We start from the raw sequence: 12,597 nt of genomic DNA, 5'->3' as shown, positions 1-12,597 counted from the left end.
AAAATCGAGCTAATGGAAGCACCGACCCACCGCCCGAGCCGTATTAGCCGCAGGCAGTGGCGCGATATAGGAAAAGCATTGCTCTCCTGTCAAGCAGGATATTCACTTCTCTGCCGATGTTTGGACATAAGCTTCCACAGTGCCCTTCAGCTTTATGGTGATCGGGTTGCCCGCGCGGTCCAGTGCCTTGCCGGCGGCAACGCGAATCCAGCCTTCGCTGATGCAATATTCCTCGACATTCGTCTTTTCGACGCCGTTGAACCTTATGCCAACACCCTGCTTCAGAAGGTCTTCATTGTGAAACGGGCTCGATGGATTGACCGATAGACGATCCGGAATCTCACTCATTCATTACATCCCTTGTTTAGCGTTGCAGGCTTAATCCAACACAACGCGTGAGGAAAGCCTTTATCAGCCAACAAATGCTCAAAGCATTGACTTGCGTCTGTACATAAGTCACACAAAAGCAAATTTGGTCAGGCCAATTTGCTCCTGTCATTTGAGGGTTGAATCAATGAGCATAGACAATGCCCGTGCGGTGAAAATTTTCGCTCCCGAAGATCTGCGAGTTGTGGATGAACCTCTGGGCACCGTGGCACCCGGCATGGTTCGCGTCAAATTCGGCGCGGGCGGCATTTGTGGCTCCGACATGCATTATTTTCGCCATGCACGCACCGGGGATTTCGTTGTCACCTCGCCACTGACGCTTGGCCATGAAGTCGCCGGAACGATTGAGGCGCTGGGTGAGGGCGTATCCGGGCTGGCGATCGGAGACCGTGTCGCGGTAAATCCTTCTCGCTGGTGTGGTGAATGCCCGCAGTGCCGCGCTCATCGAGAAAATCTGTGCGAGAATATCTACTTCATGGGCTCGGCGTCCAAAACTCCGCATATGGCCGGCGGTTTTGCTTCCAGTTTTGACGCAGTGCCCGCACAATGCGTAAAAATTCCTGATGGCGTGCCTATGGAGGCCGCAGCGCTGGCTGAGCCGCTGGCAGTGTGCCTGCACGCTGTTTCCAGGGCGGGCGACGTATCTGGCAAGCGTGTGCTGGTCATGGGGGCTGGCCCCATCGGTCTGCTGACTGCAATGGTGGCTCGTTACCGGGGTGCCGCGCACGTTGCCCTGGCCGATATTGCTGTCGGACCTCTGGCCTTTGCCGCCAAGCTGGGCTTCACGCCCGTGGATCTGTCTCACGCTGATCTGGCGGCTGCTTTGGCAGAGATGCCAGATGTCGTGTTTGAAGCAACGGGCGTGCCTGCGGGGTTGAACTCCGCTATCCGCGTCGTGCGGCGTGGTGGCACGATTGTGCAGATAGGCAATCTTGCTGCGGGTGAGCTTCCGGTGCTGGCCAACAATGTCATGTCCAAGGAAATTGATCTCAAAGGTTCTTTCCGCTTCGGCAATGTCTTTGATCTTGCAGTGCAATTGATCGGCAATGGCACCATTGATGTTGCAGCGCTGATCACCGCCCGGCAACCGCTGGAAAACGCCGTTGCTGCGTTTCGTCTGGCCCTCGACCGTTCGCAGAGTGTCAAGGTTGTGCTGACTGCCGCCTGAAATTGGAGCATTGCATGTCTCTTCGCCTTAGCCAGGCCGCTTTGTCGCGCCTGCCGGAAGCCATTTCACGCCCGGCCTATCGCCCGGACGACTTGCAAACCGGTATTGTGCATCTTGGAGTGGGGGCGTTCCACCGAGCCCATCAGGCGGTTTACACGGAATCCATTCTGAACTCCGGCGACATGCGCTGGGGCATCCTGGGGGTTTCCCTTCGCTCGCCAGCGACGCGCAATGCCCTTGCGCCACAAGACGGCCTTTACACGGTTGCCGTGCGTGATGCTTCAGGAGAGACGCTGCAGATTGTTGGTTCATCTACAGGCTTGCTCGTCGCCCAGGAGTTGCCTGAAGCCATTATTGCGGCCATGGCCACCCCGGATGTGCGCATTGTGACCTTGACTGTTACGGAAAAAGGTTACTGCTATTTGCCTGCAACGGGCGCACTGGACGAGCAGCATCCGGATATTCTGCATGATCTTGCAAATCCACACGCGCCTGTCAGTGCCATTGGTTTTCTGGTTGAAGCGGCCAGCCGACGTCGCGCCGCCAACCTGCCACCATTCAGCGTGGTTTCCTGCGATAATCTACCAAGCAATGGCAAAACCGTTGCCAGTGTAGTGCGTCGTTTTGCCGAGCTGCGGGATCCTGAACTCGCGGCGTACATCGCGGAATCGGTGTCATTTCCCTCCACTATGGTGGACCGGATCGTGCCCGCGACGACGGATGCGGATCGGCAGCATATTCAGGCCCAAACTGGTCTTACCGATGAGTGGCCGATTTTTACCGAACCATTTTCGCAATGGGTCGTGGAAGACAGCTTTGTGAGTGGCCGACCTGCCTGGGAAAATGCCGGAGTTACTTTCGTTTCTGACGTTGAGCCATTTGAGCTGATGAAACTGCGACTGCTGAACGGCAGCCATTCAACACTTGCCTATCTGGGATATCTGGCTGGCCATGAAACCGTGGATGCGGCGATGGCTGCGCCGGGGTTTGAACCATTGCTTGCCAGCCTGATGCGCGAGGCAATGCCAACCTTACCGCCATTGCCGGGTTTTGATCTGGCGGTTTATTGCGACCAGTTGTTGGAGCGCTTCAGAAACCCGGCGCTGAAACACCGCACATGGCAAATTGCCATGGACGGCTCGCAAAAAATCCCGCAACGCCTGCTGGGAACAATACGGGCCAGAATTGCCCATGGGCAGGGTTACACCTGTCTGGCCCTGGGTGTTGCGGCCTGGATGCGCTATGTCAGCGGCGTTGACGAAGCCGGTGATTTCATCGATGTGCGCGACCCGATGCTGAATGAGATCCGCGGGCGGTTGCAAGGTGCCGGTTCGACCGACGACATTGTTGCGGCGCTTTTGTCGCTGGATGCTGTGTTCGGCACAGATCTTCCGGTCAATGCCGGTTTTGTCTCGGCTGTTTCGCAGCACCTTGAACAATTGCAGGCAGACGGTGCTGCCGCAACCGTCGAGAGTTTTTTACGCGGCGCCGAATAGCAGAGCGTCACGCTTTTCCCTCAGATAATAGCGCATCGTCATGAGCGAGGACGAGAAGGTGAGCCCGATCGCCAGACCCCACCAGATGCCTATGCCGCCCCATCCTGCTGTAAAGGCAAGAACATAAGCTGCGGGTATTCCCACCAGCCAGTAGCTGAAAATTGCCAGCAGCATGGGAACGCGCGTGTCTTTAAGCCCACGCAGAATGCCGCTGGATATGACCTGAACCGTATCACCCAGCTGAAAGGCCGCCGCAATTGCCAGAAAGCTGATGGCGAGCGGCACAAGTTGCACGGCATCTGCCTGTGCAGGATCAATGTACAGACGGATCAACGGTGAGGGTAAGAGAAGGAACAGCAACGCTGCCAAAGCCGCTATGCTGATGCCGACGCCATGCGCCACCCATGCTGCGCGTGAGATTGCAAGCGCATCATGCCGGCCATAGGCACGTCCGACGCGCACCGTGGCCGCACCTGCAAGACCCAGCGGAATCATGAATGTAATGGAGGCGAGCTGCAGCGCGATGCCATGAGCGGCCAGCGGCAGAGGGCCGAGCCAACCCATCATGATGGATGAGGCCGCAAACATGGAAACTTCCGCCAGAATAGTCGCACCAATCGGCCAGCCAAGCCTTACAACTTCCCTGAATGCCGGTGCGTAAGGCTGCCAGATCTGGCTCAACAGATTATAGGGCTTTAAATCGGCCTTGGCCCGGCAGTAAAATGCCAGATAGCCCGCCACACAGCACATTGAAACAACCGTGGCCAAACCCGAGCCGGGCATGCCAAGTGCCGGAAAACCGAAATTGCCGAAGATAAGGCAATAATTGAGCAGAATGTTCAGTGCGCCGCCAGCCAGCAATGCATAAAGAACAATCTTGGGCCGCTCGATTGCGCTGAGAAAAGAACGCAGTGTCATGATGACGAGTTGCGGCAAAAGCGACCATTGCAGCACGCGCATATAGTCGCCCGCCATGGCCGCAATAGTGTGGTCCTGACCCAGCAGAATCAGCAGCGCTTCGCCATTCCAGAGCAAAACCATCATTACCAGTGTATAGAGTGTGATGGCCCACAGCCCCATATGAACCGAAAGTCGCACGGCCTGATGGTCGCCGCGCCCCGCCGCGTTTGCTGCCAGTGGCATGACCGCATAGGAAAAACCGGAGCCGAACATCCAGATAATATGAAACAGCTGCATGCCCAGCACTGCCGCTGCCAGCTCATGCGCACCCAGCTGCCCAAGCATGATGGTGTTGCTGACATTGATGCCCATCTGGGCAAGCTGCGCACCAATCAAAGGCAGGCCAAGCAGCAACGTCGCGCGGATGTTGCTGCTCCAGGAGTGTTGTGGTTCAACCACCCTTACGGTGGCGGGGCTGTTCATGGCAGAGTGTTCTCCGGCAGGCAGACAGCGGCGAAGAATGATGGTTCGCCTGTGCAGTTATGTCGGCCGCCCTTTGTAATGGCTTCCTTTCTCTTAGCCCAAGTCGGGCAAAAGGAAAGGGGCATCCACGCCGGAGTAAGTGATGAGTGTTTGGGCGATCGGGTTGATGACCGGAACAGCGCTGGATGGCAATATTGATGTTGCGATGCTGCGCACCGATGGCGAAACTATCGATTCGTTCGGTCCACAATCACTTGAGCCATATTCCACTGACATTGGGCCACTGCTTGCTGACGCTGTGGCCATGGCACGGGAATGGAATTTTGCCGGCCCGGAGCCGGAACTATTTGCCAGGGCGCAAGCTGCTCTGACGAGAGAGCAGGCCAATGCTGTGAACGCGGTTCTTGCTCGTCACCATATCGATCCGGCCGAAATTGCCGTCATTGGATTTCATGGGCAGACCGTTCTTCACCGCGCGCCTGCAAGCGGAATAAAGGGTGCAACCCGCCAATTGGGAGACGGTGCATTGATGGCCCGGATGACCGGCATTTGCACTGCATACGACTTTCGCACTGCAGATATTGCCTCTTGTGGGCAGGGAGCGCCATTGGCCCCCATCTACCACAGGGCATTGCTGCGTTGGCTGGGTGCGGGGCAAGAAACCGCAATCCTGAATTTGGGTGGCGTTGCCAACATCAGCTGGTGTGATTCTGCCGGAACTGTGCACGGTTTTGACACGGGGCCTGCCAACGCCCCGTTAGATGACTGGATGCGGCTCCATACAGGGGCAGCAATGGACCGGGACGGCGTCCTGGCCGCAGCCGGAACGGTGGATGAGGGGCGGCTGGCTGTTTTGCTATCGCACCCATATCTGACTGCTGACTATCCCAAATCGCTGGATCGAAATGATTTCACCTCAGGCATGGCAGAAGGATGCAACCTGCAGGATGGGGCGGCGCTCTTGACGGCATTCACCGCCGCATCCGTAGGTGCGGGTCTGGACCGCCTGCCAAGTCGCCCGGACCACCTGATTGTGTGCGGCGGCGGACGCAGGAACCCGACGCTGATGCGGCAGCTGCAAATTCGGGCTTGCGTGGAGATTGTTGATGCAGATGATGTGGGGTTGCGCGGCGATGCAATCGAAGCCGAATGCTTTGCGTTTCTGGCTGTTCGCTGTTTGAAAAGCTTGCCGATCAGTTTTCCCATGACGACCGGAGTGGCCGCTCCGTTGGCGGGCGGAAAGCTGGCGCAACCTTGAAAGGACCTCTCGCAGTTCTGACGGAACCGGCGTAATTTGCGCAAATCGATCTTGTAACGGGAGACGGGCCATATGACAGCATATGTGGTGTTCATACGCGAAGAGATGCATGATCCGCAGGGCTTTTCCCGCTACTCAGAAAAAGTTCCGGCCAGTTTTGACGGTCATCCGATAACCCCTTTGGTGATTTACGGTGAACACGAAACGCTGGAAGGTGAGGAAATTGATGGTGCCGTTATCTTGCAGTTTCCCGATATGGAAGCTGCCAAAAACTGGTACACAAGCAAACGATATCAGGAAGCGCGCAAACAGCGGCTGGCTTCCAGCCGATATCGTGTGATCCTGCTGGAGGGGCTGTAAACCATCAGCGCTGATTTCACCTGTACTTTTTTTTGATAAGGACTATTTACATTCATATGTGGATGTAATGAGGGAGCCTGTTTTGCGGCGCACGAAGGAGGAAGCAGCCCAGACGAGAGAGGCCATTCTGGATGCTGCCGAAGAAGTTTTTTTTCAGCGTGGCGTCAGCCAGACAAGCCTGAACCAGATAGCCGCGGCCGCACAGGTAACACGCGGGGCCATTTACTGGCATTTTTCCAACAAATCCGATCTGTTTCGCGCCATGCAGGACCGGGCTCATCTGCCCCAGCAGGAATACTTCAAGGCTCAGGCATTTCTGGAGCTGGAAGACCCGCTGACGGCGCTGCTGCGCTTTACCGATGAGACATTTGCCCGTTTCGTTACGGATGAACGCGCCAAGCGTGTGTTCACGATTATCCTGTTGCGCTGTGAATATGTCGGCGAAATGGAAGAAGCGCTCTGCGAGCACCGCGCCAATGAAGATTCAATGCGCACTCATGTATTTGCCGTGTTTGAATATGCAAACCGGCTTGGGCTTTTGAATCGCCGCTGGACGCCTGAAGCTGCTACGGATGCCTTTGTGTGCATTATCGTCGGACTGCTGGTGGAGTGGCTGCGCAACAGTTGCGAATTTGATCTGCGAACAGTGGGCGCCCTGAGCATGCAGGGGCTTTTTGCCAGCCTGCAGAAAATTTGAAGCACACCCGTTTCGAGACGATGCATCTCGAAGGCTTCGTTAGTGTTGATTTTCCCTGTGTCGGACCCGGCCCGCCCTTTTAAATCGCGCGTTGAGCTGGCTTCCTGAAAACCGTGGTTCAGCAGCTTTCTCAGCGGGTTTTGCATCCAGCATCGCTTGCGCTCGTTTAAGGGCGATGTGTGCGTTGATATCATATTGATGCCCGCCCTGGCGCACTTGCCGCCCCATAGCCTGAAGCTGGATTTCAATGGCTGCTCGCGCTGCGATTCGCAGTTCCTGCGACAGGCTGGCTGTACCCCGCTCCGGCAACCGGAGCACCTCCTGACAATCGAACCCAAGCCGCACCAGAACCTTATAGAGCTCAAAAATGCTGGCGTTGTCCTTTTCCTGCTGGCGCAGAAGGTTGACATAGCGGTGCACTGCCTTGGCCAGAGAGGACTCAGTTTTGTCGAGCGACAGGAAGTTTTTTTGCATAGGGCACCTCGGGCGGGAAAAACCAGAGGATGCACTGCGCGCAGAGAGCGAGGATAAAATTCCTTTAACAGATAGTTGAATTGCAGTGGAAAACCCAGTGGCCGCGGCCTTGCAATGGTGCGTTTAAGCCTTTCAATGAAGGAACTTATTCACATGGCTTCGGATCATTGTTCAATCATGCCGATAGAACGCCGATAAGGACATTCGGAATGATACAGATACTAGAAGTTGTGCAGGGCGGAGGAGACAAGATCAGTGCCAGCGCGTCGCAGCGTCGTGAAAGTGACCGGGCCTGTTCGCTGGCCATCTCGATAGCCGGTGCGTTTTTTGACAAGAAGGAGGACGAAATCTCTTCTCCTTCCCGATCGTCTGCGGCAGCCTGTGAAGCGCGGCATATTGCGATCTATCTGGCGCATGTTGTTTTTCAGCAGCCGCACCGAAGCATAGCCGCTGCCTTTGCGCGGGACAGGACCAGCATTACCCACGCATTGCGCAGAGTGGAGGACAGGCGCGATGACGTTAAATTTGATGCACTCTTGTGCCGGATGGAGCGGTTAGCCGCCAGCTGCCGCGACCAGCTTAACCACCACAGCATTGACGAGGGAGTTGCACAATGAAGCGCGGGGCGGATAGCCCGCTCGCCCGCCTGGCAAGTCGCGATGGCTCGCATGGTGGCGCCTATCTTTCCCGAGCAGAGGCGCTGGCGGGAGAACGGCTGGGCAGCGATTTTCTGCGTGGAGGTATGCAGCCTCGCGTGACGCAGAATTATGAGTTTGCCGTGCGCGCGGATAGCGGTTTTTCTGGCGGCAGCGACCGGCTGAAGGACACCGCCCTGGACTGCAGGCAGCGGGTGAGTGATGCACTGAAAGCAGTGGGGCCGGAACTAAGTGGTATATTGCTGGATGTCTGTTGCCTGGAACGGGGCGTTGCCGAAGTGGAGAAAGAACGCCAATGGCCCGCACGGTCCGGCAAGCTGATGCTGAAGACAGCCTTATCGGTACTGGCCAGATATTACGGCTATGATGAAACCGCATGCGGAAGCGGGGCAAACGCAGGTCGTGTCAGAAGCTGGCACGACAACCGGGTGGCTTCCATGCCGGTTTGAACTGCCATTCAGACACCGGATTGAGAAAGACTTTCCGCGTCCTTCCTGATCCGCGCCACCATGGAGCGAAGCCCGTTGGACCTTTGCGGCGTCAAATGCTCCTTGAGGCCAAGGCTCGCAAAGACCTCTTCCGCGTTGGTTTCCAGAATTTCGGCTGCCGTACGGTTGGAAAACAAGGCGAGCACAATAGCCACAAGCCCTTTGACAATGTGGGCGTCCGACTGACCTGAATAGTGAAGCCGGGGCGGTTTCGAATCATCTGTTTTTACAGTCAGCCACACCTGACTGACACAGCCCGGAACCTTCGTTGAATCATTCATCTGCGCTTCGGGCAGGGGCTCGAGCTCCCGCCCAAGCTCAATGAGATAACGATACCGGTCTTCCCAATCATCGAGATAGGCAAAATCTGTGTCGATATCCTCGATGGTTCGCATGACATAATTCCAGTGATCTGGTTCGGTTGGACGTGTAACGAATTGCGCCCGGAGTTGCTCCGGGTGCAGCCCATAAGTCAAGAACCTGTTTGACCGGGGCGGGATGATGGCGTCGGAATCGCATTTTCCGGCTGGGTCACGCCATGCGTTGCGGCCGGTACAGGGGTGCCGCCTGCTGGAGGGGCGCGGTTTTGCGCCGGGGTTAGAGGCAGCGAAGCGGGCGGTGTGTTGGTGCCCGGGGGCGGGTTGTTCTGCCCGCGTATCAATTCGTAACCGTAGTTGAGCCCGTCACCAATGCGGTTGCCAACAAAGCTGGCTATCTGCCCGCCTGCGCCGCACGCTGTCGGAGCCCGGTCACAAAAGCCGCTCATATCCGACATTAACTCTTGAAACCCGGCAAAGGCGACAAAATAATTGATCTCGCCGCCTTCATTCGAGCTTTTACTGCCCGGAAGGAAAAAGGCGATAACGCCCAGCCAGAATGCAATTTTGATAATGAAGCGGATCACCTTTCGCGCCTGTCCTGCCGGTTGGTCTGCCTCGTTCTACCGCATGGCGGTTTCTGCTTTCTTGCCAGTGAGCAATCTACCAGTAACCGCAAAGCCAGAAGCAATAACGAAAATAGCTAACTAATTGATTTGTATGTATCATTGCGTGATACCTGGCGTTAACCATAAAAGACATTGGTCAAGATTTGCGGGTGTTTGAGGACGTTTTACCCGGCATTTCGGCCCCGGGAGCAGGAGCAATTTATGGCTTCCTTAAAGGATTGGCGTCACCATTTGCCAACAGATTCCTGATGCACCTCTGCATCGGGCGGCAAGACATGGAACAGGCGATGACACAACGACAGGGCAGGAAAGGGAGATCATCCACATCTCATGCTGCTGCCTTGTTGAACGCGGCGTTCAATGGGCTGGATACTTTTGTGCCTGCCGAAATTGATTGCGCGCGGGAGAGGCGTCTGCGTGCTGTGCTGATTGGTGTCGGGCTGACCATATCCGTTGTGTTCACGCTGGTCTTTCTGATGCTGGTGCTTTCCGGCCAATTCACCGGCCCCGTCCTCTATATTATCTGTGCCGCTTCCTTGATGTTGACCGCCGTTGCCGTTCTTGCGTCCAGCACATTCAAACTGGCGATCTGGCCGGCTTTAAAGCGCGCTGCCAACGGTTTGTCTGCACAGGAAAGCAGCCTCCTGGCGCAAAGCGCTGCCGAATATGTGCTGAAGTTTGACCGTATGGGCAATCTTGTTCGTCTGCCGGACGCAGCCACCGCGCTTTTTTCACAGACATTGAACGTCGGCGACAGTCTTGCAACTGCAATTCATCTTCGCGACCGGGTTTCCTTTCTTTCGGCATTTTCAGATTTGCGCGAAGGCCGCGAGCGCTCGAGCACCCGCTTGCGCGTGATGCAGGGCGATGCTGATTGGATCCTGGTGGAAATGCGGCTCATAAAAGCCGACAGCACCGACCGAAACGGAGCCGTTCTGGGGCTTTTTGACCGTTTGCCAACGGAACGCGCACAGGCCACCAGCAAAATGCCTGCTGTTGCAAATGGTGGTTTGCTGGCGGCTATTGGTGAAGAGCTGCAATCGCGTCAGCACGCGACTTCGGCGTTTGATTTGCATAGCCTGTCTGTTGCCATTTCCGATCTGGCAAGAATTGAAGCCGGGCTTTACGCATTGCAGCCAGACACCATGGTCTTGTCGGAACTGGTTACTGATGTTCATGATTCGCTGCCGGACAAGCAGAGGCTGATGATTGCCTCAGCGGCCGATGTCGCCACGACTTTTACCGGCGATCGGCGCTCGCTTCATCAGATGCTGAGTTGTGTGTGCAGCAATGCCCTTCGGCAGGCACCGCAAGGCGTCGTAACCATAAGCATTGCCCTGGACGAAGGCGCACTGACCATCAGGGTGGCAGACACCGGCCCTGGCATTGGGTACGAGCAATCCGCGCAACTGCCATTCATGCTGCTTCTGGCCAAGGCTTTATGCGAACTGCACTATGGCCGAATGGATGTTTCCAGCCAGATCGGTGTGGGAAGCGAGGTCAGCCTGTGCATTCCGGCTGATTGTGCCGAAAGATTTCAAACACCCGCATTCAACCCATTGGAAAATATCGTAGACCTGATCGATGCCCGCAAGAAAAACCAAGACCACCCGCAGTCCCGCTCGCAGAAGACCGACCGCCGCACAGCCTAGCCGTGTGCGAGAGGTTTTCGGCCTGTTGATGAGCCTGATTGTGGCGGGCATTGTGGCCGCCACCAGCGCTTTCGCACGCCGCCCGGCCTTTTATTCCGGTGCAGCAGCCTTTGTGATTTTGTGCGTCATGATTGGCAGCAACGCCTTTCGCCAGGAGGCGACAAGCACTGCGCCAATTCTGGCGACGCGCATGGACACCACAGTACCCGTGGTTGGCGCCTTGCCGGAAGTTGCGGTGGAAGAGGTGGCTGCAGAGCCTTGGCGTCCGACCAATGACCCACGCGTAATGTCTGTGCCGCTGGTGCGGGAAGTGCAGCAGCTTCTGAAAGAAGAAGGCTATTACAAGGGTGCGATTGACGGACGACCCGGGCAGGCTACCGACCTGGCAATCCGTGAGTTTCAAGCAAGCCAGGGCTTGAAAGTTGACGGTGTGATTGAGCCCATGCTGCTGATACAGATCAGGCAACTGCTTGCCGTCAGCCCTACGCCGGGCGGTGATGACCGCAGTCTGGAAGAGCGCGTTGCAGAGCTGAACGCTGAGCCGCAGCCTGATCGTGAGCTTGTGCGCCAGATTCAGGCTGCGTTGACCAACGCCAAAGTTGCCGAGCTGAAAGCCGACGGTATTGCCGGAGAACAGACCCGTGCAGCCATTCGAGTTTTTCAGGCAACGGCAGGGCTGAATGTGACCGGGGAACCTGACGGTGCCGTGTTGGAACGCCTGACCCAACTGGGTGCTGTGAACTGATGGCCGGCCCATGCGGATAACCGCGGAGCTTTTTGTTTCTCAACTCGTGCGGCGAGTTTTCAATGATGGCGGCTTTGCTGCAATCGTTCGTCGCGGTGCAGAAGCGGCCGGTGCTGTTTTTGTGATCATACGCGGGCAGAACGGCGCAAGCGCGCTTTATGGACCGGCTGTGCAGATGATGGCAGCTGACGATGGTGAACGGCGCTTCATGCGCGAGAATGTTGACACCGACGAGGCTATTGAGCGCCGCATGGAGCGCGAGGAGCGCTTTGACCCGGATTTTTGGCTTGTCGAGCTGGAGACCGGAACTCCCGAGCGGTATCTGACGCTGGTAGAATGACTGCGAGTCAAATCCTTACGTTACGATCAGTCTTTCGCCGGAAGGCTGCCGGAGCAAACCGAAATTTCTTAGCAATGGCCGTTTTTTCACGCTTTCCTGAGCCGGCGGGCACATTTTCGAGCTGACATGACGCTGCTCGGCGGAGATTCGATGCTGCGCAAGTTGCGTTTTTCGCACATGGCTCAGCATTGAGGCAGCAGCAGGCGGCAAGGCTCTGAACGCCTCATCCTGAGCAAACAGTGCTGAAAGGCCCGCAGGTATGCAGGCCGCTGTGCACAATGCCTGCCGGATGGCGCGCCGGGTAGATGGCGCCAGCTTTGGCCAATTGGCGGCAATCAGACTGACGAGCGCGTTTTGCTGATGGTCCGTCGGGCGCTGAAGGGCCGTGTAGGCCGCAACCGCTGCGAGAGTCACCGTGTCGAAACCGGCACGCCCCTCTGCTTTTTCCAGCGAACGAAAAATATATGGTAGCGAAGATGTTTTCATAGCCAGATGATTGCCCCCGATGCGTGGTCAATGCCTGTCAGGTTGAAATGCCACCTTGTTT

General features: G+C 56.6%; 16 protein-coding genes. 10 read left to right on the top strand and 6 right to left on the bottom strand.

Annotated elements, in window-relative coordinates; genetic code table 11:
- Positions 1 to 102: 102 nt before the first annotated feature.
- Positions 103 to 348 (bottom strand): DUF3297 family protein, encoded by a 246-nt coding sequence (locus FPY71_RS11740; protein ID WP_149300418.1) that lies wholly within the window; start codon positions 346 to 348, stop codon positions 103 to 105.
- 166 nt (positions 349 to 514) lie between these two features.
- On the opposite strand from FPY71_RS11740, the gene FPY71_RS11735 reads away from it, so the two are divergent.
- Both FPY71_RS11735 and FPY71_RS11730 read left to right on the top strand, forming a co-directional pair.
- Positions 515 to 1,555 (top strand): L-idonate 5-dehydrogenase, encoded by a 1,041-nt coding sequence (locus tag FPY71_RS11735; protein ID WP_149300417.1) that lies wholly within the window; start codon positions 515 to 517, stop codon positions 1,553 to 1,555.
- A 14-nt stretch (positions 1,556 to 1,569) separates the two neighbouring features.
- Positions 1,570 to 3,051: a mannitol dehydrogenase family protein gene (locus FPY71_RS11730; protein WP_149300416.1), complete on the top strand. Its 1,482-nt coding sequence runs from the start codon at positions 1,570 to 1,572 to the stop codon at positions 3,049 to 3,051.
- On the opposite strand, the gene FPY71_RS11725 is transcribed toward FPY71_RS11730, so the two are convergent.
- Positions 3,034 to 4,434, bottom strand: a complete 1,401-nt coding sequence (locus FPY71_RS11725; RefSeq protein ID WP_149300415.1) for an MATE family efflux transporter — start codon at positions 4,432 to 4,434, stop codon at positions 3,034 to 3,036. The two genes, FPY71_RS11730 and FPY71_RS11725, sit on opposite strands and share 18 nt — an antisense overlap.
- Positions 4,435 to 4,576: 142 nt before the next feature.
- On the opposite strand from FPY71_RS11725, the gene FPY71_RS11720 reads away from it, so the two are divergent.
- From FPY71_RS11720 to FPY71_RS11710, 3 genes are all read left to right on the top strand, one after another.
- The gene (locus FPY71_RS11720; RefSeq protein WP_425457878.1) at positions 4,577 to 5,692 is read left to right on the top strand and encodes an anhydro-N-acetylmuramic acid kinase; all 1,116 of its coding nucleotides are present in this window, start codon (positions 4,577 to 4,579) and stop codon (positions 5,690 to 5,692) included.
- A gap of 72 nt (positions 5,693 to 5,764) precedes the next feature.
- A complete protein-coding gene (locus FPY71_RS11715) occupies positions 5,765 to 6,052 on the top strand; it encodes a DUF1330 domain-containing protein (RefSeq protein WP_149300413.1) in 288 nt (95 codons plus the stop codon).
- Positions 6,053 to 6,119: 67 nt separating this feature from the next.
- Positions 6,120 to 6,749 (top strand): TetR family transcriptional regulator, encoded by a 630-nt coding sequence (locus FPY71_RS11710; RefSeq protein WP_149300412.1) that lies wholly within the window; start codon positions 6,120 to 6,122, stop codon positions 6,747 to 6,749.
- Between the two features lie 39 nt (positions 6,750 to 6,788).
- On the opposite strand, the gene FPY71_RS11705 is transcribed toward FPY71_RS11710, so the two are convergent.
- Positions 6,789 to 7,223, bottom strand: a complete 435-nt coding sequence (locus FPY71_RS11705; RefSeq protein ID WP_149300411.1) for a hypothetical protein — start codon at positions 7,221 to 7,223, stop codon at positions 6,789 to 6,791.
- Between the two features lie 209 nt (positions 7,224 to 7,432).
- Between FPY71_RS11705 and FPY71_RS11700 the strand changes: the two genes are divergently transcribed.
- Together FPY71_RS11700 and FPY71_RS11695 are read left to right on the top strand one after the other, a co-directional pair.
- Positions 7,433 to 7,840 (top strand): helix-turn-helix domain-containing protein, encoded by a 408-nt coding sequence (locus FPY71_RS11700; RefSeq protein WP_149300410.1) that lies wholly within the window; start codon positions 7,433 to 7,435, stop codon positions 7,838 to 7,840.
- Complete coding sequence (locus FPY71_RS11695; RefSeq protein WP_149300409.1) at positions 7,837 to 8,328, top strand: DUF6456 domain-containing protein; 492 nt, start codon at positions 7,837 to 7,839, stop codon at positions 8,326 to 8,328. The genes FPY71_RS11700 and FPY71_RS11695 overlap by 4 nt, the downstream gene beginning before the upstream one ends.
- Before the next feature lie 8 nt (positions 8,329 to 8,336).
- On the opposite strand, the gene FPY71_RS11690 is transcribed toward FPY71_RS11695, so the two are convergent.
- Positions 8,337 to 8,762, bottom strand: a complete 426-nt coding sequence (locus FPY71_RS11690) for a SufE family protein (RefSeq protein ID WP_149300408.1) — start codon at positions 8,760 to 8,762, stop codon at positions 8,337 to 8,339.
- A gap of 77 nt (positions 8,763 to 8,839) precedes the next feature.
- Positions 8,840 to 9,271, bottom strand: coding sequence for a DUF5330 domain-containing protein (locus FPY71_RS11685; protein WP_149300407.1), 432 nt, complete (start codon positions 9,269 to 9,271; stop codon positions 8,840 to 8,842).
- Positions 9,272 to 9,600: 329 nt separating this feature from the next.
- Here FPY71_RS11685 and FPY71_RS11680 point away from each other — a divergent pair, with 329 nt between their 5' ends.
- From FPY71_RS11680 to FPY71_RS11670, 3 genes are read left to right on the top strand one after another with little or no spacing between them, the layout of a single operon-like run.
- Positions 9,601 to 10,965, top strand: coding sequence for a sensor histidine kinase (locus FPY71_RS11680; protein ID WP_188052314.1), 1,365 nt, complete (start codon positions 9,601 to 9,603; stop codon positions 10,963 to 10,965).
- Between the two features lie 4 nt (positions 10,966 to 10,969).
- A complete protein-coding gene (locus FPY71_RS11675) occupies positions 10,970 to 11,710 on the top strand; it encodes a peptidoglycan-binding domain-containing protein (RefSeq protein WP_188052313.1) in 741 nt (246 codons plus the stop codon).
- A 10-nt stretch (positions 11,711 to 11,720) separates the two neighbouring features.
- Positions 11,721 to 12,050 (top strand): DUF1491 family protein, encoded by a 330-nt coding sequence (locus FPY71_RS11670; protein WP_149300404.1) that lies wholly within the window; start codon positions 11,721 to 11,723, stop codon positions 12,048 to 12,050.
- Positions 12,051 to 12,065: 15 nt separating this feature from the next.
- Here FPY71_RS11670 and FPY71_RS11665 read toward each other — a convergent pair whose 3' ends face one another.
- Positions 12,066 to 12,536 (bottom strand): hypothetical protein, encoded by a 471-nt coding sequence (locus FPY71_RS11665; protein ID WP_149300403.1) that lies wholly within the window; start codon positions 12,534 to 12,536, stop codon positions 12,066 to 12,068.
- Positions 12,537 to 12,597: the final 61 nt, after the last annotated feature.

Source organism: Aureimonas fodinaquatilis (assembly GCF_008369445.1).
Taxonomy (GTDB): Bacteria; Pseudomonadota; Alphaproteobacteria; order Rhizobiales; family Rhizobiaceae; genus Aureimonas; species Aureimonas fodinaquatilis.
This window is presented reverse-complemented; position numbering and strand designations above follow the sequence as displayed.

Bases quoted from the DNA above. Each gene is read 5' to 3' on its own strand.
- FPY71_RS11740 (WP_149300418.1), bottom strand. From the start codon at position 348: ATGAGTGAGATTCCGGATCGTCTATCGGTCAATCCATCGAGCCCGTTT.
- FPY71_RS11735 (WP_149300417.1), top strand. From the start codon at position 515: ATGAGCATAGACAATGCCCGTGCGGTGAAAATTTTCGCTCCCGAAGAT.
- FPY71_RS11730 (WP_149300416.1), top strand. From the start codon at position 1,570: ATGTCTCTTCGCCTTAGCCAGGCCGCTTTGTCGCGCCTGCCGGAAGCC.
- FPY71_RS11725 (WP_149300415.1), bottom strand. From the start codon at position 4,434: ATGAACAGCCCCGCCACCGTAAGGGTGGTTGAACCACAACACTCCTGG.
- FPY71_RS11720 (WP_425457878.1), top strand. From the start codon at position 4,577: ATGAGTGTTTGGGCGATCGGGTTGATGACCGGAACAGCGCTGGATGGC.
- FPY71_RS11715 (WP_149300413.1), top strand. From the start codon at position 5,765: ATGACAGCATATGTGGTGTTCATACGCGAAGAGATGCATGATCCGCAG.
- FPY71_RS11710 (WP_149300412.1), top strand. From the start codon at position 6,120: ATGAGGGAGCCTGTTTTGCGGCGCACGAAGGAGGAAGCAGCCCAGACG.
- FPY71_RS11705 (WP_149300411.1), bottom strand. From the start codon at position 7,223: ATGCAAAAAAACTTCCTGTCGCTCGACAAAACTGAGTCCTCTCTGGCC.
- FPY71_RS11700 (WP_149300410.1), top strand. From the start codon at position 7,433: ATGATACAGATACTAGAAGTTGTGCAGGGCGGAGGAGACAAGATCAGT.
- FPY71_RS11695 (WP_149300409.1), top strand. From the start codon at position 7,837: ATGAAGCGCGGGGCGGATAGCCCGCTCGCCCGCCTGGCAAGTCGCGAT.
- FPY71_RS11690 (WP_149300408.1), bottom strand. From the start codon at position 8,762: ATGCGAACCATCGAGGATATCGACACAGATTTTGCCTATCTCGATGAT.
- FPY71_RS11680 (WP_188052314.1), top strand. From the start codon at position 9,601: ATGACACAACGACAGGGCAGGAAAGGGAGATCATCCACATCTCATGCT.
- FPY71_RS11670 (WP_149300404.1), top strand. From the start codon at position 11,721: ATGCGGATAACCGCGGAGCTTTTTGTTTCTCAACTCGTGCGGCGAGTT.
- FPY71_RS11665 (WP_149300403.1), bottom strand. From the start codon at position 12,536: ATGAAAACATCTTCGCTACCATATATTTTTCGTTCGCTGGAAAAAGCA.